Annotated in this window: 23 protein-coding genes; 3 read left to right on the top strand and 20 right to left on the bottom strand. The window is 46.0% G+C overall.

The features are described 5' to 3' along the window. Positions 1 to 13 precede the first annotated feature (13 nt). The 7 genes from ACKPCD_RS07150 to ACKPCD_RS07120 form a co-directional block, all read right to left on the bottom strand. A complete protein-coding gene (locus ACKPCD_RS07150) occupies positions 14 to 775 on the bottom strand; it encodes an iron ABC transporter ATP-binding protein (RefSeq protein ID WP_068560077.1) in 762 nt (253 codons plus the stop codon). Then, the gene (locus ACKPCD_RS07145) at positions 772 to 1,734 is read right to left on the bottom strand and encodes an iron chelate uptake ABC transporter family permease subunit (protein ID WP_068560074.1); all 963 of its coding nucleotides are present in this window, start codon (positions 1,732 to 1,734) and stop codon (positions 772 to 774) included. Before ACKPCD_RS07145 ends, ACKPCD_RS07150 begins: the two co-directional genes overlap by 4 nt. Beyond that, the gene (locus tag ACKPCD_RS07140) at positions 1,731 to 2,684 is read right to left on the bottom strand and encodes an ABC transporter permease (protein WP_179193118.1); all 954 of its coding nucleotides are present in this window, start codon (positions 2,682 to 2,684) and stop codon (positions 1,731 to 1,733) included. The genes ACKPCD_RS07145 and ACKPCD_RS07140 overlap by 4 nt, the downstream gene beginning before the upstream one ends. A 244-nt stretch (positions 2,685 to 2,928) precedes the next feature. Beyond that, positions 2,929 to 4,443, bottom strand: a complete 1,515-nt coding sequence (locus ACKPCD_RS07135) for a helicase HerA-like domain-containing protein (protein ID WP_321434491.1) — start codon at positions 4,441 to 4,443, stop codon at positions 2,929 to 2,931. A gap of 160 nt (positions 4,444 to 4,603) precedes the next feature. Then, a complete protein-coding gene (locus tag ACKPCD_RS07130) occupies positions 4,604 to 5,296 on the bottom strand; it encodes a 5'-methylthioadenosine/adenosylhomocysteine nucleosidase (RefSeq protein WP_321434490.1) in 693 nt (230 codons plus the stop codon). Positions 5,297 to 5,329: 33 nt separating this feature from the next. Further along, positions 5,330 to 5,707, bottom strand: a complete 378-nt coding sequence (locus ACKPCD_RS07125) for a hypothetical protein (protein WP_321434489.1) — start codon at positions 5,705 to 5,707, stop codon at positions 5,330 to 5,332. Position 5,708: 1 nt separating this feature from the next. Next, positions 5,709 to 6,269, bottom strand: a complete 561-nt coding sequence (locus tag ACKPCD_RS07120) for an NUDIX domain-containing protein (RefSeq protein ID WP_276645345.1) — start codon at positions 6,267 to 6,269, stop codon at positions 5,709 to 5,711. Between the two features lie 210 nt (positions 6,270 to 6,479). Between ACKPCD_RS07120 and ACKPCD_RS07115 the strand changes: the two genes are divergently transcribed. The 3 genes from ACKPCD_RS07115 (at position 6,480) to ACKPCD_RS07105 (ending at position 8,929) form a co-directional block, all read left to right on the top strand. Then, on the top strand, positions 6,480 to 7,199 hold the full coding sequence (locus ACKPCD_RS07115; protein ID WP_321434488.1) for a 5-bromo-4-chloroindolyl phosphate hydrolysis family protein: 720 nt from the start codon (positions 6,480 to 6,482) through the stop codon (positions 7,197 to 7,199). Between the two features lie 11 nt (positions 7,200 to 7,210). Beyond that, positions 7,211 to 8,434, top strand: coding sequence for a toxic anion resistance protein (locus tag ACKPCD_RS07110; RefSeq protein ID WP_321434487.1), 1,224 nt, complete (start codon positions 7,211 to 7,213; stop codon positions 8,432 to 8,434). Between the two features lie 246 nt (positions 8,435 to 8,680). Beyond that, positions 8,681 to 8,929, top strand: coding sequence for a GlsB/YeaQ/YmgE family stress response membrane protein (locus tag ACKPCD_RS07105; protein WP_068560064.1), 249 nt, complete (start codon positions 8,681 to 8,683; stop codon positions 8,927 to 8,929). Positions 8,930 to 9,091: 162 nt separating this feature from the next. Here ACKPCD_RS07105 and ACKPCD_RS07100 read toward each other — a convergent pair whose 3' ends face one another. The 13 genes from ACKPCD_RS07100 to mraY form a co-directional block, all read right to left on the bottom strand. After that, positions 9,092 to 9,292 carry a cold-shock protein gene (locus ACKPCD_RS07100; RefSeq protein ID WP_068560061.1) on the bottom strand — a complete coding sequence of 67 codons (201 nt, stop codon included), beginning with the start codon at positions 9,290 to 9,292 and terminating at the stop codon, positions 9,092 to 9,094. A gap of 278 nt (positions 9,293 to 9,570) precedes the next feature. Then, positions 9,571 to 12,351 carry an isoleucine--tRNA ligase gene (gene ileS / locus ACKPCD_RS07095; RefSeq protein ID WP_321434486.1) on the bottom strand — a complete coding sequence of 927 codons (2,781 nt, stop codon included), beginning with the start codon at positions 12,349 to 12,351 and terminating at the stop codon, positions 9,571 to 9,573. A gap of 291 nt (positions 12,352 to 12,642) precedes the next feature. Further along, on the bottom strand, positions 12,643 to 13,305 hold the full coding sequence (locus ACKPCD_RS07090) for a DivIVA domain-containing protein (protein ID WP_068560054.1): 663 nt from the start codon (positions 13,303 to 13,305) through the stop codon (positions 12,643 to 12,645). Between the two features lie 29 nt (positions 13,306 to 13,334). Then, a complete protein-coding gene (locus ACKPCD_RS07085; RefSeq protein ID WP_068560052.1) occupies positions 13,335 to 14,114 on the bottom strand; it encodes a YlmH family RNA-binding protein in 780 nt (259 codons plus the stop codon). 39 nt (positions 14,115 to 14,153) lie between these two features. Beyond that, positions 14,154 to 14,441, bottom strand: a complete 288-nt coding sequence (locus ACKPCD_RS07080) for a YggT family protein (protein WP_068560049.1) — start codon at positions 14,439 to 14,441, stop codon at positions 14,154 to 14,156. 12 nt (positions 14,442 to 14,453) lie between these two features. Next, a complete protein-coding gene (locus ACKPCD_RS07075) occupies positions 14,454 to 14,927 on the bottom strand; it encodes a cell division protein SepF (protein ID WP_068560042.1) in 474 nt (157 codons plus the stop codon). A 23-nt stretch (positions 14,928 to 14,950) separates the two neighbouring features. Continuing rightward, complete coding sequence (locus ACKPCD_RS07070) at positions 14,951 to 15,634, bottom strand: YggS family pyridoxal phosphate-dependent enzyme (protein WP_321434485.1); 684 nt, start codon at positions 15,632 to 15,634, stop codon at positions 14,951 to 14,953. 2 nt (positions 15,635 to 15,636) lie between these two features. Then, positions 15,637 to 16,926 carry a cell division protein FtsZ gene (gene ftsZ / locus ACKPCD_RS07065; RefSeq protein ID WP_068560038.1) on the bottom strand — a complete coding sequence of 430 codons (1,290 nt, stop codon included), beginning with the start codon at positions 16,924 to 16,926 and terminating at the stop codon, positions 15,637 to 15,639. 45 nt (positions 16,927 to 16,971) lie between these two features. Then, complete coding sequence (gene ftsA / locus ACKPCD_RS07060) at positions 16,972 to 18,288, bottom strand: cell division protein FtsA (protein WP_068560031.1); 1,317 nt, start codon at positions 18,286 to 18,288, stop codon at positions 16,972 to 16,974. 255 nt (positions 18,289 to 18,543) lie between these two features. Then, entirely contained in the window at positions 18,544 to 19,488 is a 945-nt protein-coding gene (locus tag ACKPCD_RS07055) for a cell division protein FtsQ/DivIB (protein WP_321434484.1), read from the bottom strand. Between the two features lie 18 nt (positions 19,489 to 19,506). Then, positions 19,507 to 20,607, bottom strand: coding sequence for an undecaprenyldiphospho-muramoylpentapeptide beta-N-acetylglucosaminyltransferase (gene murG / locus ACKPCD_RS07050; RefSeq protein WP_321434483.1), 1,101 nt, complete (start codon positions 20,605 to 20,607; stop codon positions 19,507 to 19,509). Positions 20,608 to 20,622: 15 nt separating this feature from the next. Then, positions 20,623 to 22,011: a UDP-N-acetylmuramoyl-L-alanine--D-glutamate ligase gene (gene murD / locus ACKPCD_RS07045; RefSeq protein WP_321434482.1), complete on the bottom strand. Its 1,389-nt coding sequence runs from the start codon at positions 22,009 to 22,011 to the stop codon at positions 20,623 to 20,625. 18 nt (positions 22,012 to 22,029) lie between these two features. Then, positions 22,030 to 22,995, bottom strand: a complete 966-nt coding sequence (gene mraY, locus ACKPCD_RS07040; protein WP_321434481.1) for a phospho-N-acetylmuramoyl-pentapeptide-transferase — start codon at positions 22,993 to 22,995, stop codon at positions 22,030 to 22,032. Positions 22,996 to 23,013: the final 18 nt, after the last annotated feature.

The following is a 23,013-nucleotide window of genomic DNA, read 5'->3' as shown; positions in this document are numbered from 1 at the left end:
ATTCTCCTCTATGTTAAATTGCTTGATACGTGCAATGTTTTTTCCCATCTGCAGTCGTGATGACTTCCAATGGCACTTCATATAATTCCTGCAGAACTTGAGTCCGGATCACTTCCTCGACCGTGCCGCTCCGGAAGACTTTCCCATTTTTCATGGCGATGATGTTGTCCGAAAAAACGGAGGCGAAATTGACGTCGTGGATGACGACCAGAATGGTTTTACCCAATTCATCCGCCAAATTCCGGATGGTCTGCATCGTCACAATGCTCTGCTTCAAATCGAGATTGTTCAGCGGTTCATCCAATAAGATATACTCGGTATCCTGCACCAAGATCATTGCGATGGCCGCCCGCTGGAGTTGCCCCCCAGACAACGTATCCAAATAGCGGTTGGAGAATTCCACCAGGTTCAGATAGCCTAAAACCTTGTCGATCATAGCATGATCTTCTTCATTCAGCCTGCCCTTCGTATAGGGGAACCTGCCGAACGAGACTAGTTCACGGACCGTCATACGCACTTGATAAGCATTCTGTTGTTTCAGGATCGAAAGCTCCCTCGCCAGTTCATCGGATTGCCAGGCCTCAATTTCTTTCCCGTGTATCGTCAATATGCCTTCGTCCTTTGTCAACAGACGGCTGATGACTGAAAGGAGCGTACTTTTGCCTGCCCCGTTTGGACCGATGAAAGCCGTTATTTTACCTCTCTCGATAGCCAAAGAGATATCATCCAATACTTTTTCATCCTCATAGGCTTTGCTGACATGACTGATTTTCATAACTTACTCCTTTCCTTCCATAATAACCAAAAGAAATAGATTCCCCCGAACAGTTCGACCAGAATGCTTAAATTCGTCTGCAACTTGAAAACTTCTTCTGCCAGAAATTGTCCGGCCACGACCATCACAAAACTGAGTAGACTCGCACCAGGCAGCAGATAGTTCAGGCAATACGTTCTGAACAGACGATAAGCGATATTCGCCGCCACGAAACCGAGAAACATCATCGGCCCGACGAGCGCTGCAGAGACAGTCATCAACAGGATGACATGCATGAAGGTGAGCTTGGTCTCCTTTTCGACGGAGATCCCTAAATTTTTGGCCGTTTGTGTACCCAGTCCCATAACTTCCAACACCTTCCGCTTGCGCCACAGACTGATGATCGAAAACAAGGCGATCGGAACAGCCAAAACAAGTACAGAATCATTGATGTTCTGAAAACTGGCATACAGCTTCGTCTGCAGTTTGTCGTACTCATTCGGATCCATCAGCACCTGCATGAAGGAACTGATACTGTTGAAAAAAGTCCCCATGACAAGCCCGATCATCAAAATGATTTGCATATCGTAATTTTTCCGGTTCCACGAAAGCCGGTACAGCAAGAAATAACTGCCCAACATCAAGAATACCAGGAAAACGAACTGCCATTCCGCATTCAATTGGCTGCCCAGCAACGAGAAGCTGAAGAACATCAACACTGTCTGCAGAAGGCGGTAGAAGGATTCGACCCCTAGAATGCTAGGGGTCAAAAAGTTACTGTGCACAATCGTCTGAAAGCTGACTGTCGCAAAAGCAGTACTGATACTGATGACCGCAAATGTCAAAAGTTTCGTGCTCCGCAACTTCATAATGAATAAATTACCGATACCCTGGTTCCAAAAAAAATAAACCAAAGCCACAGCCACTGCCATCACCGCCAGCCGCTTCATAATGATGCGATTTTTCAACACGTTTTTCATGCAGTCCGCCCTCCTTTCAGCAACAGCCACAAGAACAGGCCACCGCCGAAAACACCCAGTACCGTTTCTACCGGTATTTCGTATGGAGGGATAACCGCGCGCGAAAAGATATCGCACAGCAACAGGAAAACCGCTCCAAAAAGCGCAACCTTGCCGTGGGTATTGCGGATGTTGTCGCCGAAGCGCAATGATACAAGATTCGGGATGATGACTCCCAAAAACGGCAGATTTCCGACCGTACTCAAGATGACAGCAACCGTCAAGGATACGAATAGTGTCCCGATGAACAGGACCGCTTCAAAAGGCAAACCAAGATTTTTGGCCGCGTCTTTCCCAAAACGCGCAATCGTAAAATGGTCGGCAAAAAAATAAAGTGCCAAAAATAACAGGAAAATGAGATACATCCCCTCGTATTGTCCTTTGATGACCAATGAGAAATCTCCTTGCATCCAGGCCGAAAGATTTTGCGTGACGTTGAAGCGGAAGGCAAAGAAATTAGCTACGCCTCCCAAAATATTTCCGTACATCAACCCTAATAAAGGGATTGTCATCTGGCTCTTGAAAGGTAAGCGATTCACCACCACCAAAAAAAGGAAGGTTCCCGCTGCCGCAAAGAAGAAAGAGAGGGCCATCTTTCCCACAACCGATAAACCCGGAAAGAGAATCATGCCGCAGAGCATCCCAACTCTCGCTGCATCCACCGTTCCGACTGTATCAGGGGCAGCAAAACGGTTCTGTGTCAAGGATTGCATGATCAACCCGGATAAAGACAATCCCGCACCTGCCAAGAGAACCGTAACCGTCCTCGGCAGCCTTGACGACAATAGGATCAGACGATCCGTGTTACTCCCGACCAGAAACTGTTCAACCGAAAACGCAGCCGTTCCCACACTCAGGGAAAGCACGATTACTCCCGCCAATGCGAGAGTAAGCAGTAATTTCTTCAACATCTCTTCACCATCTTCCAAAAACAACTCCTTAATGAGAACAATTCTAATTGAGAATCATTCTCAATTAATGGTATAGATGTTATTCTAATGGATGAGGAAATAAAACACAATACCAAATATGAGATTTTCATGAAAAAAAGTAAGCTATTTTAAGGAAAGCGTCACCAATATCCAGAAAAATTGTAAAGACCGAAAAAGTAAGGGCGCGTCATCAATGACTGGCTTTTACTTTTTCGGTCTGTTTTCATTTTTTCAAGATGCCCAAAATGCCACGCGAAATGACGCGCCCGACTTCCCTGCCTACTTGGGACATCAAATTTTTTGTGAATCTGTCCATCGTGGAATCGCGGGAACTGCTCGTTCGTTTTTGTTGGGTTTGTTCTTTTTGTTTTTGGTGCTCTATTTCGAGTTGCTTCAATTGTTCGGCTTTTTCCCTGTCTCTCGCGGCAAGCTCTTCATTTTCCTCCAACTCAATCGCCTTGATTTCCGACAATCGTTGCAGTTGTTCGTAGGAGGATTCCCTGTCGATTGCCTCGCTGTATTTATAATACAGCAAGGAACGGTTGATTTTTTCTTCCTTTACGAGCGGATCCAGGATGCCCATTTTGCTCTCCGGAGGATAAATCATGACCTGCTGAACATAGCCGGGAATTCCTTCCGGATCGAGAAAGGAAACCAGCGCTTCACCGACTTTCAGTTCCGTCAATTTCTTTTCCAATTCCTCTCCTTCCTGTTGGCGGAAAGTTTCGGCAACTGCTCTGACGGTCTTTTGTTCCTTCGGCGTAAAGGCTCGCAAAGCATGCTGAATTTTGTTGCCCAATTGGCTCAAAATGGCATTCGGCAGATCGGTGGGATTTTGCGTCACGAAATAAACACCGACTCCCTTGGAACGGATCAGCCGGACTATGAGTTCGATTTTTTCCTCCAACACATCCGGAACATCCTGGAAAAGGACATGCGCTTCATCAAAAAAGAAAACAATCTTTGGTTTTTCAAGGTCACCGACTTCCGGCAATTGCTCATACAGCTCCGAAAGAAACCATAGCAGGAAAGTCGAGTAGAGTTTCGGAGACATGAACAGGCGGTTCGCCATGAGAATGTTCACATAGCCGCGCCCAGCTGCATCTGTTTTCAATAAATCCTGGATATCGAACATCGGCTCCCCGAAGAAAAGGTCGCCTCCCTGTTCCTCAATAACCAATAGACCTCTTAAGATCGCACCGATCGATTGCTTGGAAATATTCCCGTATTCACGACGCAATTCTGTGGCGTTGTCTCCGACAAAATTCAACATCGCCCGCAAATCTTTGATGTCAATGAGCAAGAGTTGTTTTTCATCGGCTACTTTGAACGCAATGTTCAGGATACCCTCTTGTGTTTCATTGAGTCCCAGCAGACGCGACAACAAAATCGGCCCCATATCGGAAATGGTTGTCCGCACCGGTACACCGTTCGCTCCGAATATATCCAAGAGTTCAACAGGATATGCGCGCGGCTCAAAATCCTCCGGTTGCAGTTTCGCTGCTCGCTCCAGTATCTTTTCGCTCAACTCACCCGGTTCCGCAATGCTCGCCAGGTCCCCTTTGACGTCCGCGAGGAATACCGGAATACCAGCTTTGCTCAATTTTTCCGCTATCACTTTCAAAGTCACCGTCTTCCCTGTTCCGGTCGCTCCGGCTATCAAGCCGTGTCGATTCAACTTATCCAAATGGATGATGGCCGGTTTTTCCCCTTGTCCGATAACCAGTTCTTGGCGCATCCAAAATCCCTCCTTAGCCTGACATTTCATCCTTATTGTACAGTATTTTGAAAAACCCTTACAACAGTAAGCCCTTCCTTTTCTGAAGTAACAGCGCTCCAAAATTCTGCAGAAAGCAAAAACCACTCAGCCATTATCGGATGAGCGGTTCAATTTCGGACTATGCTCCGTTATTTTTCAGTAATTCGATGACCATTTCCGCTGATTTCTTTCCGGCTTCAACGATGAATTCGTCGAAACTCAGGGCTGCACCATCGCTTGCGCCGTCCGAAATGGCACGAATGATGGCGAAGGGGGTCCCCAGAACGTAGCAAGTCTGTGCTATCGATGCGCCCTCCATTTCGGTCGCATAGGCATCAGGGAAATGTTCCTTGATGCGGTTTGTGCCGCTTTCAGACGCAATGAAGGAATCACTTGAGACAATCGTTCCTTGGACAGCGTGCAAGCCGACTTTTTCAGCTGCCCGCGTAATCTTTTCAACGACTTTTTTATCAGCCGTATAATAATGCGGCATCTGTGGTACTTGTCCAACCGAATAACCGAAGGCGGTAGCGTCCACATCATGATAAGCAACCTTATCCGCTACGACGACATCGCCTACATGCAAAGCTGTGTTCAACCCACCGGCGGAACCGGTATTGATGACGAAGTCGGGACGGTAGCGATCGATGATAAAAGCGGTAGCTATAGCTGAATTGACTTTACCGATACCGGATTGCACCAGCACCACTTCCTGGTTTTCGATTTTCCCTCTTGTAAAAACAAGGTGGAAATGCGTTTTCTCTGTTTTTTCTGCCATATTTTCCAACAAAATACGGTTTTCTTCTTCCATTGCTCCAATAATTCCGATCATGAGTATTTCCTTCCTTGTATCTGCATTGTTATGTTATAGGACAAAGGCTATAGCAAAAACCAAAATGATCAACAAGACGACGATCAGAATGGCTTTGTTCAGATAGCCGTCCAGCTTTCGGCCTCTTTCTTTGTCCGACAAACGCTCCACCTTTGTTGAGGCTGTCGGTTTGTCGGCCTTCCGGAACAGCTTCGCTTTTGGCTTGGCGGTTTTGGCTTTATTGCCGTTTTCCGAACGTTTCTTTTCAGCCGGAATACTGCTTTTCTCGCCCGCAGAAGCAGTTGATTGCTTGTTGTTTTTTTCCGTTGCCGGAGTGTGTTTCTTTTCGTCGGTCACCAGCGGTTTAGTCTGGTCCCTTTTATACTGACGATAGCGTTCCCTGGTGATCAGCGGTTTCTTTGGTTCTGGCATGCTATCCCTCTATTCTTTCCCGCAAAAGACGCATCTCCCAGAACAGCATGGCATAGATTGTTTTCGAATCGCAGATTTCTCCGGATTCCTGCAAAGCTTTCGCTTCATCGTAGGTCAATTCCAATATTTCGATGAATTCATCTTCGTCCATAGGCAAAGAATTTTCGACTTTCGTCAAGCCTTCCGCCAAATAGATTGTGATTTTTTCATCCAAATAAGCCGGTGTCGGGTAAAAAACCGTCAATTCAGACCATTTTTCTGCGCGATAATCGGTCTCTTCCTCCAGCTCACGGATCGCTGCCAGCAAAGGTTCCGCATCGGAAGTCTCCAATTTGCCTGCCGGTATTTCGACAACGGTCCGATCCAACGGTTTCCGGAACTGTCTGACCATGACCATTTTCCCGTCGGAAGTAAATGGTATCATCGCTACCGCACCCGGATGTCTGATCATCTCTCTGACTGAAGTTTTTCCGTTCGGCAGCAGCACTTCTTCCCTAACTAAATGCAACAAGACACCGTCGAATATTTTTTCGCTTTTCAATGTTTTTTCTTCAAATTCCATTTCTGTACCTCCCAATCCACTTTCCTCATCATCTAATATCATAACCTATCTTTTCCGCCATTTACAAGAGCCGCGAGAAATTCAGGCTAAATGGGCAGCGGATACGAAAATCATCCTTTCGGCCGATAGGTGCTCAATAGACTTTTATGCTAGAATAATAGCATAAGCACAGACAAAGTGAACAGCACGTTATCAAAGGAGGAAAAATTTATGTGGAGCAACATCAAAGATATACTGAAATATACGTTTTCCAGCGTAGTCTGCCTGATTGCATTAGTGATTTTCTTTTTCATCTTCGGATTCGATTTCTGGACGTCGATCGCGATGACCATCGGCTTGGGCGTTTGCTTGTATTACGTCCAAAACGGCGGAAGGATGCAATGGTCGCCTAAGGCAAAAAAACAACGAGGCACACTCGGAAAAGTGAGCGCCGACAAAGAAGCCTTCTACCAATCCAAAGGGATGACCAAGGAACAGATTGCCTATTTCCGCAGCACGATGGATCAAGCCAAAACAACAATTCAAGAAATCGAATCCAACCTGCAGCAGCGCTCAAAATTAAAAGCTATCGCGGCACGCAACGATACGATGGACATACTGAAGGATTTCTTCAAAAATATCGTCAATCAACCGAATCGTCTTCATGAGGTTGATAAATTCCTGTATACACATCTTCCCAGCCTGAAAGAGCTGACAGAAAAATACATCGCAATCGATGGCCACGTTTCCAAGACAAAAGAAACCTATACAGCCTTGGACAACTGCGCCAGAACAATCGATGATATGAGCCGGCTTATCGGCGAAGATTACGTTCACTTCATGTCCAACGATATCGAAGATATGGATATCGAGTTGGAACTTGCAAAGCAAGTTTTGAAAAGGGATAATGAAGGAAAAAGCAATGCAAATGCTTTGGACGAAGAAATATAGGGGGAATACTGATGGACCAATTTGATGCTACCGGACAAAATAAACAAACTGACAGCAAAAATGTCAATCAAGAATTGGAAGATTTGCTGGCCAATCCTTTTTCGGATCCATTTGCGCAACCAGCAGTTGTTGCTGATGCAATCGAAGCCACAGCCGAGGTGATCAATCCGGATCGCCTGATCGATCGCTTACCGGAAGAACGGCAAAAACAGGCGTTGGCGTTAGCCGGCCAAATCGATGAGAACAACATGCAAGCCATCATCAGTTATGGCGCTGCAGCCCAAAAACAATTGGGTGAATTTTCCCATTCGATGCTGGACCATGTTCAGAACCAGGACACCGGCGAAATCGGCGACTCCTTGAACGATCTGATGTATCGTTTGAATGAGGCCAAACCGGAAGACCTCCGGGCAGAAGACAACAATGTCTTCCGCAAGATCTTCGGCAAGGTAAAACAATCCGCTTACGAAATGACCGCAAAATACCAAAAGATCGGTGCCCAAATCGATAAGATCGCGATCAAACTGGATAAAGAAAAAAATAGCTTGCTCAATGACAACATCACGTTGGAGCAGCTATATCAAAAAAATAAGGATTATTTTGAAGCCTTGAATATCTATATCGCGGCCGGTGAGGTGAAAATGGAGGATCTTCAGAAAAACGCAATTCCGAAAGCGATCCAGACTGCTGAGGCTTCCCAAAGCCAAATGGATGTGCAGATCGTCAACGACCTGAAACAGTTCCTTGACCGACTTGAAAAACGTACCCATGACTTGCGTTTAACCAGACAAATGACGATCCAGCAAGCGCCACAAATCCGGTTGATCCAAAACACCAATCAAGCGTTGGCTGAGAAAATCCAGTCCTCGATCCACACTGCCATCCCGTTATGGAAAAACCAAGTGGCCATCGCCCTTACGCTGCTGCGCCAAAAGGATGCCGTAACGGCGCAAAGGCAAGTATCGCAGACCACGAATGATCTGATGCGCAAGAATTCCGAAATGCTGAAAATATCAGCCATCGAAACTGCCAAAGAAAATGAACGGGGTGTGATCGATATCGAAACGCTCAAACAGACACAGCAGGATCTGATCGAAACTTTGGAAGAGACGCTGAAGATCCAGCAAGAAGGCCGCATCAAACGCAAAGAGGCCGAAAAAGAGCTGTCTCTGATGGAGAACGATCTGAAAGTTAAACTGTTGAATATCCACCAACAGGAACAACAACTCCACTGATACCTTAGGGCTGCCTCGTCTTTTCGGGGCAGCTCTTTATTTATCCTCTTATCCTGATTTTTGTTCTTTGTGAAACTGAGCTTTTCTCGCATCAGATGGCTGACTCCCACTTCCTGTTTTCAGAAAAACTACCATCTCGAGGGCTTATTATTTGTAATGTGACTCATTTTATATATAATAAGAGTATAGTTAATTGGAAATAACTATATTGTTACTGCACTCGTATTAGAAAAAGGAGGAAGAGAAATGGGCTTTATTTGGTCTTTAATTGTTGGTGGCGTCTTAGGAGCATTAGCAGGATCGTTCATGGGTAAGGATATTCCCGGTGGTATTATCGGTAACATCATTGCTGGTTTCGTCGGTTCATGGTTAGGAACAACTCTGTTTGGAGCATGGGGTCCAGAAATAGGAGGCTTCTACATTGTTCCTGCATTAGTCGGAGCAGTCATCCTGATTTTCATCGTATCCTTTGCTATGAGAAGTATGAAGAAGTAACCTGTCACTACATAAACTAAGCAGACAGCCGTCTGTTTTCTCATAAAACCGTTGTTTGGCAATCCTGATATGGATTGTCGAACAACGGTTTTCTTTGCATGTAAAAAGCGCCACAGATAAACTCTGGGCGCTTTGAATTCGCTAAGGTTAAAAAGAATAGGATTATAATTTTACAACGTTAGCTGCTTGAGGGCCACGGTTGCCGTCAACGATTTCGAATTCAACATCTTGGCCTTCTTCTAAAGTTTTGAAACCTTCGCCTTGGATAGCTGAGAAATGTACGAATACATCGTCTTTTCCGTCAACTTCGATAAATCCAAAACCTTTTTCGCCGTTAAACCATTTTACTTTGCCTTGTTCCATAATCGTGTAATACCTCCAAAATTTTCATTGGTAAAATGCTAATACAAATAAATACTATCATATTAGTACAAATTACTAATATAATTATAACGAATATCTCATCTAAATTCAAGAGGAATTTATGCGCTTTCTTTAAAAACTTTAACAGTAATGGAACCATCTTTGATGTACGCTTAAAATCAAAAGGAGCACGCAGGAATGCCGTCAGAAGACGTCTTCCTGCGTACTCTTTACTTTTCATTCACATGCCCTTACCAATTTTGTTCCGAGCGATAAGGTTATGCCTCTTCTGGCACGAGTGCTTCTGGGTATTCAGATTTCACAATATCTGCACAACGTCCGCAAAGTGTAGCTGCATCTTCGATCGTTCCGACTTCTTCTTTAATGGCACGGCATCTTTCGCAGGTTTCCCCATGGGCATGCTCTACAAGAATGGCAAGATTATCGAACTGTATCGCTTCAGCTGGAGCAGCCGTCAATTCATTGATGTCAAGCTGTGAAACGATGAATAACTGTTCCAGATTCGCATCAAGGGACGCGAACAAGTCTTTTGTTTCTTCATCAACGAATAAGGATAGATGCGCCTCAAAGGATTTCCCGATTGTTTTTTCATTACGCGCAACTTCCAATGCTTTCAAAGCTGCATCGCGGATATCCATGAATTTTCCCCATTGACCCAGAATCGCTGCCTGGTCTTCACGGATGCTGCTTTCCGGCAATTCAGCCAGTTGGGCGTATTGTTCCTCTTCCTTCAGGAAACTCCAGATTTCTTCTGTTGTGTGTGGGATGATCGGTGTCAAAAGTTTAGCCAACTTAACCAATACTTCGTAAAATACGGTCTGCATGGCGCGTCTTTCCAGATTATCCTCTTTTTCGATGTAGACAACATCTTTCGCAAAATCAAGATAGAATGCCGACAAATCAACTGTACAGAAGTTCATGATTGTTTGATAGATGGTCGAGAACTCATATTCCTTATAAGCTGTCACACATGTTTCAACCACTTGATCCAAGCGCGCCATCAGGTATTGATCGACACTGCGCAGCTCTTCGTAGGCTACGGCATGTTCCTTCGGTTGGAAATCTTCCGTATTCCCGATCAAGAAACGCATGGTGTTGCGGATTTTGCGGTAAGTTTCAGAAACTTGCTTCAGAATATCGTCACTGATTCTCACATCGGATTCGTAATCGACACTGGACACCCATAAACGGATGATATCGGCGCCCATATTCTTGACGACTTTTTCAGGCAGGACAGTATTGCCTAATGATTTGCTCATTTTGCGGCCTTCTCCATCCAATACAAAACCTTGGGAAAGGACTGTCTTGTATGGTGCAACACCATTGATCGCAACGCTGGTCGTGATGCTTGAATTGAACCAACCACGGTATTGATCGGAGCCTTCCAAGTACATATCCGCAGGGAATGTCAAATCTTCTCTTGCACGAAGCACCGCTTCATGCGAAGATCCGGAATCGAACCAGACATCCATGATGTCCATTTCTTTGGTAAATTCCCCGTTCGGGCTGCCAGGATGCGTGAACCCTTCAGGCAGCAGGTCTTTCGCTTCTCTTTCGAACCAGACGTTCGATCCGAATTCGCCGATCAATTTCGCAGCGTGGTCGATCGTTTCCGGCGTGATGACAGGTTCTCCATTTTCCGCATAGAAGATCGGCAACGGAACGCCCCAGACACGTTGACGGGAAATGACCCAATCGCCGCGGTCGCGGATCATGTTGAACAAGCGGACTTTGCCGGATGGGTGCAGCCACTCTACATTTTCGATTTCGTCCAGAATGTCTTGACGGAATTTATCGATGGATGCGAACCATTGCGGCGTTGCGCGATAGATGACCGGTTTCTTTGTGCGCCAGTCATGCGGATAGCTGTGGACGAAGAAATCCAGTTTCAGCAAAGCGCCTTTTTCCGCCAACAGGTCGGTGATCGGTTTATTGGCTTTGTCGTAGAACATGCCCTCGAAACCAGGCGCTTCAGCCGTATAGCAACCTTTGTTGTCGACCGGAGATAATACGTCGAGACCATATTTTTTGCTGACAAGGTAGTCATCTTCACCATGTCCTGGAGCGGTATGGACTAACCCGGTACCCGCTTCAAGTGTGACATGGTCGCCCACCATGACCAAGGACTCACGATCATAAAACGGATGCTGAACGGTCATGTACTCCAAATCTGATCCCTTCAGTTCTTGCAGGACTTCCACAGATTCCCATCCGATGGCTTCCTTGACTGTGCCCAACAATTCTTTTGCGACAACAAATTTTCTTCCGTCAGCGGAAACAACCACATAATCGAAGGCAGCATTTGCGGAAATGCCTAAGTTTGCCGGCAAAGTCCACGGTGTTGTCGTCCAGATGATGAAGGCAGTATCGTTAGCAAGAAGGCCTTTGCCGTCTTTGACTTGGAAAGCCACGTAGATTGAAGGAGATTTTACATCTTTATATTCGATTTCGGCTTCCGCAAGCGAGGATTCACTCGATGGCGACCAATAGATTGGCTTCAAGCCTTTGTAGATGTAGCCTTTTTCCGCCATTTTTCCGAATACACGGATTTCAGCTTCTTCATATTTCGGCAACAGCGTCACATATGGGTTTTCCCAGTCACCAGCGATGCCCAAGCGTTTGAAGACGGTTCTTTGTCCGTCGATCTGTTTCCAAGCATAATCTTCACACAATTTACGGAAATCAGCCAAGCTCATCGCTTTGCGGTTCACACCTGTATTCGTTAAGGCTTGTTCGATCGGTAAACCATGCGTATCCCAACCAGGGACAAAAGGCGCGCGGAAGCCAGACATGGATTTCGAGCGGACGATGATGTCCTTGCTGATTTTGTTCAAGGCATGTCCCATATGGACAGCACCGTTGGCGTACGGAGGGCCATCGTGAAGCACAAAAGTCGGTTTATCCGCGTTTTTTTCTTGTCGTTTTACGTAAATATCTTTTTCTTCCCAATCCTTTTGCCATTCCAATTCACGGACAGGCAAATTGGCTTTCATAGGAAAAGCCGTTTTTCCAAGGTGTAGCGTATCTTTCATTTTCATTGTCGGAAGCTCCCTTTTGATTATTTTTTTCTACAAAAAAAGACTTCGTCTCCAAAAGGGACGAAGTCTTCGTGGTACCACCCAAATTTAAAGCGACAACGGCCGATACAGGCTGCCGTGCTTCCTCATTCAAACCGTTAACGCTGTTCAGGCGACCTTTTCTACTTATGTTTGTTCAAAAAGATTCTCATGGAGGATCCTAAAAAAAGAGGGACTTATTGGCCTTTCACCGTTTACCAATTCGCTGGAAGTGTCTTTTCTTCGGGTGTTCCATTCTTCAATACATCGATTTTACTTGTTTTCTTGCGGAATTTCAATAGCTTCCACAGCAACTTCAGCAAGTTTCTCTTCGGCTCTGGCTTCTTCGGCCAATCTTCCGCCGACTTCGAACTCGGCTGCGTCATCGGAATTGGCGACCAATTCATCGATGATGCGTGTGCGGTTGGACAACACTTCATTCAAAGTAGGTGTTGAAACTTGCCCTTCCGGTGAAGCATTCAACAGATTATTCCATTCATCATTCATGATGAGGTTCAATTGCGACTCAACCAAAAGTTGCAGTTTCTGTTTGAAGTTGCGGCTTTCCTTGCGGACGCCGTCGGTTTCTTCATTGATTTTTGTCGCTTTTCCTGCTGCTTCATGCAATAAACGATCCGCACTTTTTTCGGCTTCAAACAGAATGATTTCAGCTTCTTTGCGTGCATTTTCTTTCAGTCTGTCGGCAGCATCCTGCGCCACAACGATCGACTTGTTCAAAGCATCCTGCAGGTTGCTGAAATACTGAAGCTTTTCTTCGGCAAATTTCAGTTGCTTTTGCAGATCTTTATTTTGTCTGATGATTTCTTCAAATTCTTTTGTGACATTATCCAAAAAGTCATTGACTTGTTCTTTATCGTACCCTTTTATTTTGACAGGGAATTCCTTGTGTTGGATATCTAATGGAGTCAAACTCATCTTATACACACCTTTCGTTCTTGTCATTCTTATTTGTACAATACGCCAAATTCGACGCGCCATTTGTCTTTCTTGGATTTCCCTTCTATGGCCTTAATCTGGATCCGGCCATAACCGCGGATGGACACGATATCCAACAGTCCCAATTCAAAATCGGGACGTTCAAATACCGACCAGTTCAACTTTACTTTCCCACTGCTCACCAGTTCTTTTGCGCGTTGCCTGGATATGTTGTAGATGGCAGCAATCACAGTATCCAAGCGCAGAGAACTGACAGTATCATGCACAATCGTCCAATCATCGATAGGCATGATCAGATCAGTATACGTCCGACTCTCTAGGCGGACACTGACCTTGCCTATCTTGGTGATTTGCGAATGCACGTAGCTTGCTATATTCGACGCCAATAAAAACTGCCAGCGCGTCCCGTCAGACAGGATATCCCCGAAAAGTTCCCTTTTCATGCCAGTCCCGATCAGCGTCCCCAGTATTTTCCCATGGGTAAGACTGGCAAATTTTGAAGGATACACAACCTCAGTAAGTTCGATTTCAAAGTCGCTTTGATTCGGACTGAAATACTCGGGGCAAATGATTGCCCGTTTACGTTCGGCTGCTTCATAGCCTCCATAAAATTGGAGATGGACTTCACCTTTTTTTCCAACCAGCATTTCAAGAATATACTGCTGTCTTGGATCCAAGAAATCCGTCAAATACGGTGTATAGGTTTCCTCTGCTTGCGTAATCCAAGATTGGGCACTGTCTATAAATGGCTGCTCTTCCTTGCGGAAATGTTGATAAACTTCTTGCATACGAATCCCTCACTTTTTCGTTTGATGAAAAAATGTCCGTCAATTCAGCAATCTGATCAGGAACAGAATCACGACTTGTGCTCCATACTCCACCAAATTCAGGAATAAGATCCCCGCCACTACACTGAAGCTCACCATACCCACAGATGGGATCAATCTTCTGAATATATCCAGGTAAGGCTCCACAATACTGGAGATAAAGTACCCAAATTTGGAACTTCTGGCTCCCGGTAACCAACTCATCAATGCATATACCAGCAATACCGTTGAATACGCGGATATGCCCCAACGAATAATCTGTAAAAGCCAAATCAATATTTGTGTCATTTTGCTTCCTTTCTAGTAAAACGAACGCTCTTCTTCAAGTGTTTCGGCCAGTGCGCCTTCGACTCCGACTGAAGCAGGGGTGCATAAAAAGATTTCATCACCAACGCGTTGGATTTCTCCCCCGATCGCATATACCGTTCCGGTGAGAAAGTCCACGATCCGCTTTGCTTGTTCCGCATCTATCCTTTTGAAATTAAGCAGTACTGCTTGATTCTTCAACAGATTATCGGCAATCTTTTCCACTTCGGAATAGACTCTCGGCTCCACAACATGGATACTTGCCTTTTCGGTCATTGTTTGTTGATTCATAGGAATTACCTTTGCTTTCGTCGATCTCTTTTGGGTGCTCCTTTGAGATGGGGCCCCTTCTTCATTGCGCTCGGACCTACGGACTGGAACGACAGTCGATGGTTCATCTACTTCCTCGTATCCGTCATCCTCGTCTTCAATTACAAAGTACTTTCGGAATAAATCTTTCAGACCCATAAGACCCCTCACTTCTTCTTCGTCTATGCTTCTGTTTCAGCAAAGAATGCCGATCCGACACGTACGAAGGTCGCACCTTCGGCAATCGCTATCGGATAATCCTGGCTCATGCCCATGCTCGTTTCCGTACAGGGGGCGTGAGCCAAGTTCAACGCCGCTACTTGCTCTTGTATTATTTTTAGATCCTTGAAACATCGGCGCAACTCCACGTCTGTTGCATCAATGGGTGCCATCGTCATCAAGCCGACAACAGTGATGTTTGGGAAGCCCTCCAGACTCTTGATGAAAGGTATTGCCTCGGATGGGGAAAGCCCATGTTTCGAGCTTTCCCCTGTAACATTGACCTGCACGAAGCAAGAAACAGGCTTTTCCGCCCGCTCATTGATTTCCTTTGCCAATGACATGCGATCCAATGCGTGGAAGTAGGCGATACGATTGATCACCTGCTTCACTTTCCTTGTCTGTAAAGTACCGATATAATGCCAGTAGATGTCTTCTTGTGGAAGAGTTGTCTGCTTTTCGATCAGACCTTCAGGACGATTTTCTGCAAAATGACGGTAGCCCAAACGATATAGTTCTTCCACTTGCTCTACAGGTTTTGTCTTCGTGACGGCGACAACCGTCACTTCCTCGCGTTTGCGTCCGGCTGTAAGGCAGGCTGCTTCCACAGTTGACTCAATTTTCCGGCAATTTTGTTCAATAGTCATACTTATCTGCGTCTCTTGCGGAAGAAAGGTGGTGTGTCCAATGAATCCTCTCCACCATTTCTGTCTTCTTTATTTTCGTGATAACGTGGATAATTATCTTCTGTTTGTTTCACAGAGTATTCTTCTGGCTCAGGTTGGGCCGATTTTGGCGCCTGTTCCCTCACGCTTGTGTCTCTACGGATATCCCAATCGCCGAATAGATCTTTGGCTGGTTTTTCTTCTGCTCTTTCAGTCGGGAGTTGTTTTTCTGGGTATGAAACAGGTGTGTTCCCTACTTCTTTACGTCCCTTAAAAGCACTTCCTCCGCGATTAGCGGTTTTTTTTTCATCTTTTTTTTTGTCGTCGATTCCTGTAGCGATTACGGTAACAATAACTTCATCGCCTAAGTTTTCGTTGATGGATGTACCGAAGATGATATTGACTTCAGATGTTGAAGCTTGTGCTACGATATCACTCGCGTCTTGCGCTTCGAACAACGTCAAGTCCGAACCACCCGTGATGTTCAACAGGATCTGTTCAGCGCCATCGATGGAAACTTCCAACAATGGTGAAGAAATGGCTTTTTTGGTTGCTTCAGCCGTACGGTTTTCGCCGGAGGCGATACCGATACCCATCAAGGCAGAACCTTGATCTTTCATGACTGTTTTCACATCAGCGAAGTCCAAGTTGACGTATCCTGGAGCTGTGATCAGGTCAGAGATCCCTTGAACCCCTTGGCGCAAGACATTATCTGCTTCACGGAAGGCTTCCAGCATAGGAGTCTTTTTGTCCACGATTTCCAATAGGCGATTGTTGGAGATGATGACCAATGTATCAACGTTCGCTTTTAATTCAGCGATTCCTTCGGCTGCATAACGGCCTCTTTTCGGACCTTCAAAAGTGAATGGACGCGTTACAACACCGACAGTCAGTGCGCCCAGGTCCTTCGCGATTCTGGCTACGATAGGAGCTGCACCCGTACCGGTACCGCCACCCATTCCGCATGTGACAAAGATCATATCTGCTCCAGCCAAGGCTTCAGAAATTTGTTGTTCGCTCTCTTCAGCAGCTTTGCGGCCTACTTCAGGAATCGAGCCTGCACCCAACCCTTTCGTCAATTTAGGTCCGAGTTGGATTCTTGTTTCCGCTCTTGATGCATTTAAGGCTTGCGTATCTGTGTTGGCGACGATGAATTCCACACCTTGTACGCCTTCTTCGATCATACGGTTTACGGCATTGCTACCCGCCCCACCGACACCGATAACTTTAATTTTTGCTCCATCATTCATGCTTGAATCGAATTCCAATTCCATTTCATTTCCTCCTATTTCATACCATTCATTTTATATACAGCGTGATTATTCAAATAAATTGTTGAACCAACGTTTTAATTTTCCGACTAAACTTTCTTCGTAATTTTCCTCATCGGCATAAGTCTCCGTTTCATAGACAGGTTCTTCTATGACTGCCGGTTGTTTCACAGTTTTGGACTGCAAAGGGATCACTTTGCCTGTCGCCTGTACTTTTCCTTTGGCGACACGGTAAATATCATCCAACCCAGCTACATACTTGATCAGGCCGATGCTCGTTGCATAGATCGGATTGCGCATCCCCATCTGTTCTGGGATATACAGCTTGACGTTGATTTCGAAGATTTCTTTCGCCAGATCGACGACGCCCGGTAATGCCGCTGCGCCCCCGGTCAGAATGATACCACCTGGAAGATCGCGTGCTTCCACTTTATCCAAGGCACGTTTGATGTTTTCAAAAATCTGCACAAAACGCGCTTCGATGATTTCGGACAGATATCTTTCATCGACTTTTACTGGTTCTTCTTTGCCGATTGTTTCGACAGGGAAAAATTCCTCATCGGACGTGTCTTCGGAAATGGCATACCCATATTCGCGTTTTACGCGCTCCGCATTTTCCAGTGTCGTGTTCAAAATGATGGAAATGTCCTTGGTCACAAGGTCGCCACCCTCGGGATCAACAAATGCAAATTTCAATTGATCGTCGTGCATGACAGAGGCACTTGTTTGGCCGCCACCCATATCGATAAGAATGGTCCCGAAATCCCGCTCGCCTTTGTTCATGGCTACGCTTGAAATGGCCAATGGCTGTACGACCATATCTTCGATTTGAAGACCAGCTTTCTCTACACAACGTTTGATGTTATGGATGATTGTTTTTGGACCTGTGATCATGCTTGCGTACAATTCAAGACGTACGCCAATCATGCCTCTCGGATCTCTGATACCATCGAATCCATCTACGATGAACTCTTCAGGGATGACGGAAATGATTTCTCTCTCGGGCGGAACAGAACGGACTTTTGCAGCAGCGAAGACGTTCTGGACATCCTTATCTGTGATTTCCTTGTTTTCGCTTGCGACTGCATACATTCCGTGGCAAGGTTCGATACTGATTTGGTTGCTTGGTATGCCTACGATGACGTTTGATATCTGAATGTTCGCTTTTCTTTCAGCTTGACTGACTGCACTGCGGATCGATTCGACCGTTTCATCGATATCAACGATGACGCCACGGCTAAGACCTTTGGAAATTTCATTCCCGACTCCAATAATGTTCATTTGATCTTTCACATATTCTGCGACTACAACTTTTATTGAAGTGGTTCCAATATCTAGACTGACATATATTCCTGAATTCTTCATGGTTTTATTGAAACCTCCGTTTGACATAATGGCTAGTGTAAACATCCGCATTGTTCCGAAAAAAACTATCGGTTACTTATACGCGATGATAGAAAGCTATACCTTTTCATTTTATCATAATAACTCTTCATTTACGAAGATTTTTACAAATAATTCTATCCGATAGAAGTTTGGCAAAAGTTATTCAATCCCTCAACAATGATCGCAATCATTGTTCAAGGATTGACTGCAAGTCAATCCTGATCTCTTTTCCACTCATTCGGATGGAATGGCGGAATCTGCCGAAGCAGATGCATCCTCTTCTGTTGTTTGCGTGAAGGGTGTAAAGTAGACGCCCACTTCTAGATCGATGGTCCCTTTCGTCTCTCCCAATTGGCTTACGATGTCAGGATAGTACAAGATTTTCTCAGCGAAGGATGGCAAGCTCGCCTTCACCTCATTCCCATCGTTCATATATACCGTGATTGTGTATGGATTTTCTTCCGTTCCGGTATATTTGATTTCCGAGATGCTGTTCTGGACACTGTCCGTCAACTGCATATATTGTTCGAGCAGGTCATCCAGATTCTGGTTCATTTCAAAGCTCGTTATGATTGGGTTGTTGCCGATCGGAACCTTCAGTTCCGTATTGGCTACGGTCCCGTTATCCAACACATTGTAGTAATAGCCGTCCGATGAAACATAAGCAATGGTTTCGTGTTCCGTTACATGAATTGTGATGTCATTCAGGCCCCGCAGCGTCACCTCAGCTGTTTTGACTTGGGGCAAAACAGCAGTGATAAAGGTATCGACCTTATCATCATTCCAGACGACTCCCAAGGCGGTCAGATTCCCATTGATGTGACTGGCATCGATGATGCTTTGTTCCGGAACAGCTTGGGCGCCTTCCACATAGATGTCCTTGACTTTCCCGTAGGGGGAGATCAGAAAACCGCTGAGGACCAAACCAACCGAGAAAATGCCGTACCATCCAAAGTACCTTTGACGTTTGTCTGTTCCAGTGGCTTCAGGAAGGTGTTTACTTTTTTTTAATTTCGCTTTTTTTTCTCCCGACAAATGCTTGATGCCGGATTTTTTTGAAGTCTTTTGCTTTTTCTCAGCTTTGTTTTGCTTTTCCAACTCAGCAGTTGCGCGCTGCCAGGGAGTCCCTTCCGACGAACCCTTACTCTTCAGCTTCTGCCGGATTTTTTTGAAAGCCATCTGGCCTCCCTCCCTTTCTCAATTCTTCAAAGCCAGGATGACATCGATGATGCGGTCTGATGCATCTGTTATACCCATCTGTTTGGCTTGAAGAGCCATTTCTTTGCGTACCGTTTCATCGATCATCAGCTTATCGATAGCTTCAAACAATGATTGTGCCAAAAGGTCTTTCTCGAGGATCATTTCTGCAGCCCCGTTTTTCACTAGGCTTTCGGCATTTTTTTGCTGATGGTTGTTTGTGACATAAGGGCTCGGAATCAGAATGCTCGGCAAACCCAAAGCCATCACTTCCGTCAACGTGGTTGCGCCGCTGCGCGATACAATCAAGTCGGTACGCTTGAATAATTTCGGCATATCATGGATGTACGGCACAATCCGGATATTGTCCAAACGATCCGTCAGTGCGCTGATTTCTTGCTCCACTGCATTGAAGTGGACGTCTCCGGTAGCCAGCAGCACTTGATATGGTTTGTCTTTGAAGAGCGGATAGGCCGCTACGAAAGATTCATTCAGTTTCTTGGCTCCCCGGCTACCTCCAAAAATCAAAACGGTCGGAACGCCTTCCTTCAATCCGTATTCCTTCAGGTCGGCACTCTCCTTCAAGGAGGCTACTTCCTGCGCTCGGGGATTCCCCGTGAACACAATTTTATCCGGATAGGCGGAGAAGTCACTACGGGCATCCTCAAAACAAATGCAGATGCGGTCCACAACCCGGCTCAAAAATTTATTTGTGACTCCTGCGACTGAATTTTGCTCATGTATGATGGTCGGTATGCCCAGTTTGGAGGCCGCATAGAGGACAGGCGCGCAAACATAACCACCCGTCCCGATGACGACATCCGGTTGGAAGGCCTTGATGATTTTCTTCGAGTCCGAAATGCTCTTGATCATCAGGTAGACCGTCTTCAGGTTCTGAAGCGATAAACTCCGGCGCAGCCCTTGGATCTTGACGGATTTAAAGGCCACACCGGCTTTCGGTACGATTGTGCTTTCCAAACCGCGGTCCGTCCCTACGTAAAGGAATTCACTGTCCGGATATTTTTCTTTGATTCGGTTCATCAGGGCTAACGCCGGGTAGATGTGCCCGCCCGTTCCCCCACCGGATAATACTATTTTCATAAGCGTATAGGTTCTCTAGAAAGAACCTTCCTCCTCACTCGTGGCTTTGGCCAAGGAATGGACAGCATCCGTGAATGTTTTACCGCGCACTTCAAAATTTTTGTACTGATCCCAGCTCGCACAGGCCGGAGACAACAGGACCGTGTCCCCTTCTTCGCTGTACTGATAGCTGATCGGAACGGCAGTGGCAACATTATCAGTCACCACGATTTCTTCGATGCCGGCTTTTTCGCCTGCGTCCTTCAATTTCTCGGCAGTCTCCCCGAAGACAATCAAAGTCTTCACGTTTTCAAGAAAGGGAATGAGTTCATCGAAGGTATTCCCCCGGTCCAATCCGCCTGCCAGCAGGACAACCGGAGTCCGGAAGCTGCTTAGGGCTGTTTTGGTTGCAAGGATATTCGTTGCTTTCGAATCATTGTAGAACTTTCTTCCGTTCAGTTCGGCTACGAATTGGATCCGGTGCTCGACGCCGTAAAAGAGATGGAAAGCTGAAATGATGGCCTCATTGGCTACACCTGATAGTTTCGCTACAGCGATTGCGGCCAAAGCGTTTTCGATGTTGTGCTCACCTGGAACCCTCAAATCAGAAATAGCCATCACTTTTTCGCCCTTGAAATACAGAGAACCTTCTGATGCATAGGCGCCATCTTCGAGAACCTGTGTGCGGGAAAAAGGAACGATTTGCGCTTTTGAGAGTTGGGACATCTCACGCAGTTCTTCTTGATCCCAATTCAAAACAAGATAATCATCCGCGGTTTGATTCTCGGTTATGCGCCACTTCGCTTTGACGTATTCCTTGCGGTCCCCATGATAATCCAGATGGGCTTCCGTGATATTCGTGATGACTGCGATGGCAGGCCGCATCGCTTCGATACCCATCAATTGGAAGCTCGACAGCTCCATCACGACATCATCGTCTGCAGTCGCCACACGCGCCACTGCCGATGCAGGCACGCCGATATTGCCGGCTTTGTAGGCTTTCCCTATTTTTCTGCCTGCATTCAAAAGATCCGTGATCATTGTCGTGGTAGTGGTTTTTCCGTTCGTTCCGGTCACACCGATCAGTCGGCCTTCGAGAATTTCTGCTGCCAGTTCGACCTCCGTCAGCACAGGAATTCCCAATTCAAGAGCACGTTTAACCATCGGATTGTTGTAAGGGATGCCCGGATTCTTGACCATGAACGAGAAAGATTCATCCAACAACTCGATCGGATGTGATCCAGCAATCACTTTGATGCCGGATGAAATCAACTCCTTTGCATCCGGATTGTCGTTCAATTCCTTTGCGTCATTGACTGTGACCATTGCGCCAAGTTCCAGGAGCAGCTTGGCAGCATTCATACCGCTGAGCGCCAAGCCCAGCACCAACACTTTTTTATTTTCGAATCGATTATTTGTTCTCATGTATTTATCTCCCTTCACTTAGACGAGCAGCCACAAGGCTAAAATTGCCGAAACCAGACCAACAGCCCAGAAAGTCAGAACGACGCGCCATTCGCTCCATCCGCTCATTTCGAAATGATGATGGATCGGAGACATCTTGAAGATGCGTTTGCCGCGCAATTTGAAGGATCCTACCTGTAGCATGACGCTGGCCGTTTCGATCACGAAAACAAGGCCGATCAGCAACAAAGACCATTCCAGATGCAACGCCAGCGAAACGACGGCAAGTCCTGCACCCAATGCCAACGAGCCGACGTCGCCCATAAAGATCTTAGCTGGTTTTTTATTGAAAAAGAAGAAACCGATCAGGCCACCCACGATTGCAATGCAAAACAGCAATACTTCCAATTGTCCTTGGCGGTATGCCAATATGCCATACGCGGTATAGGCGATGCCTGCTGTACCGGCAACCAGGCCGTCCAATCCATCGGTCAGATTCACAGCGTTCGAAAAACCGGTGATCCAGATGATCGTAAATACAGCGAACACCAACCAGTTGTGGATCTGTCCAAAGAATGGGATTGTGATCAAAGGATCCGAACCCGACAGGAAGAACAGCGCAACAAAGACGAAGGATCCCACCAATTGCGAAAGGAACTTCTGCTTGGAGGTCAGTCCTTCGTTTTGTTTTTTGAATATTTTCAGGAAATCATCCAAAAAACCAATAGCTGCAAAAAATAACAGCACAAAAAGCAACATAGCCAGTTTTACGGTGAGGACATCCTTCCAGATTGCTGTCCCGATAACGGTAAGGGTCGCAGCGATGATGAAGACGACCCCTCCCATCGTCGGTGTGCCGCTTTTGACTTGATGCCATTTCGGGCCTTCTTCCCTTGTGATCTGTCCGAATTGTTTCACTTTAAAATAGCCGATGAAAATTGGCATCATGCTGATTGTAATGGCAAAGCTGATCGATAAAGGCAACAGCATTTCTGTCCAATGCATATGATTTCCTCCTAATAG

Origin of the sequence: Trichococcus flocculiformis (genome assembly GCF_963662535.1) — a bacterium.
Lineage (GTDB): Bacteria > Bacillota > Bacilli > Lactobacillales > Aerococcaceae > Trichococcus > Trichococcus flocculiformis.
This window is presented reverse-complemented; position numbering and strand designations above follow the sequence as displayed.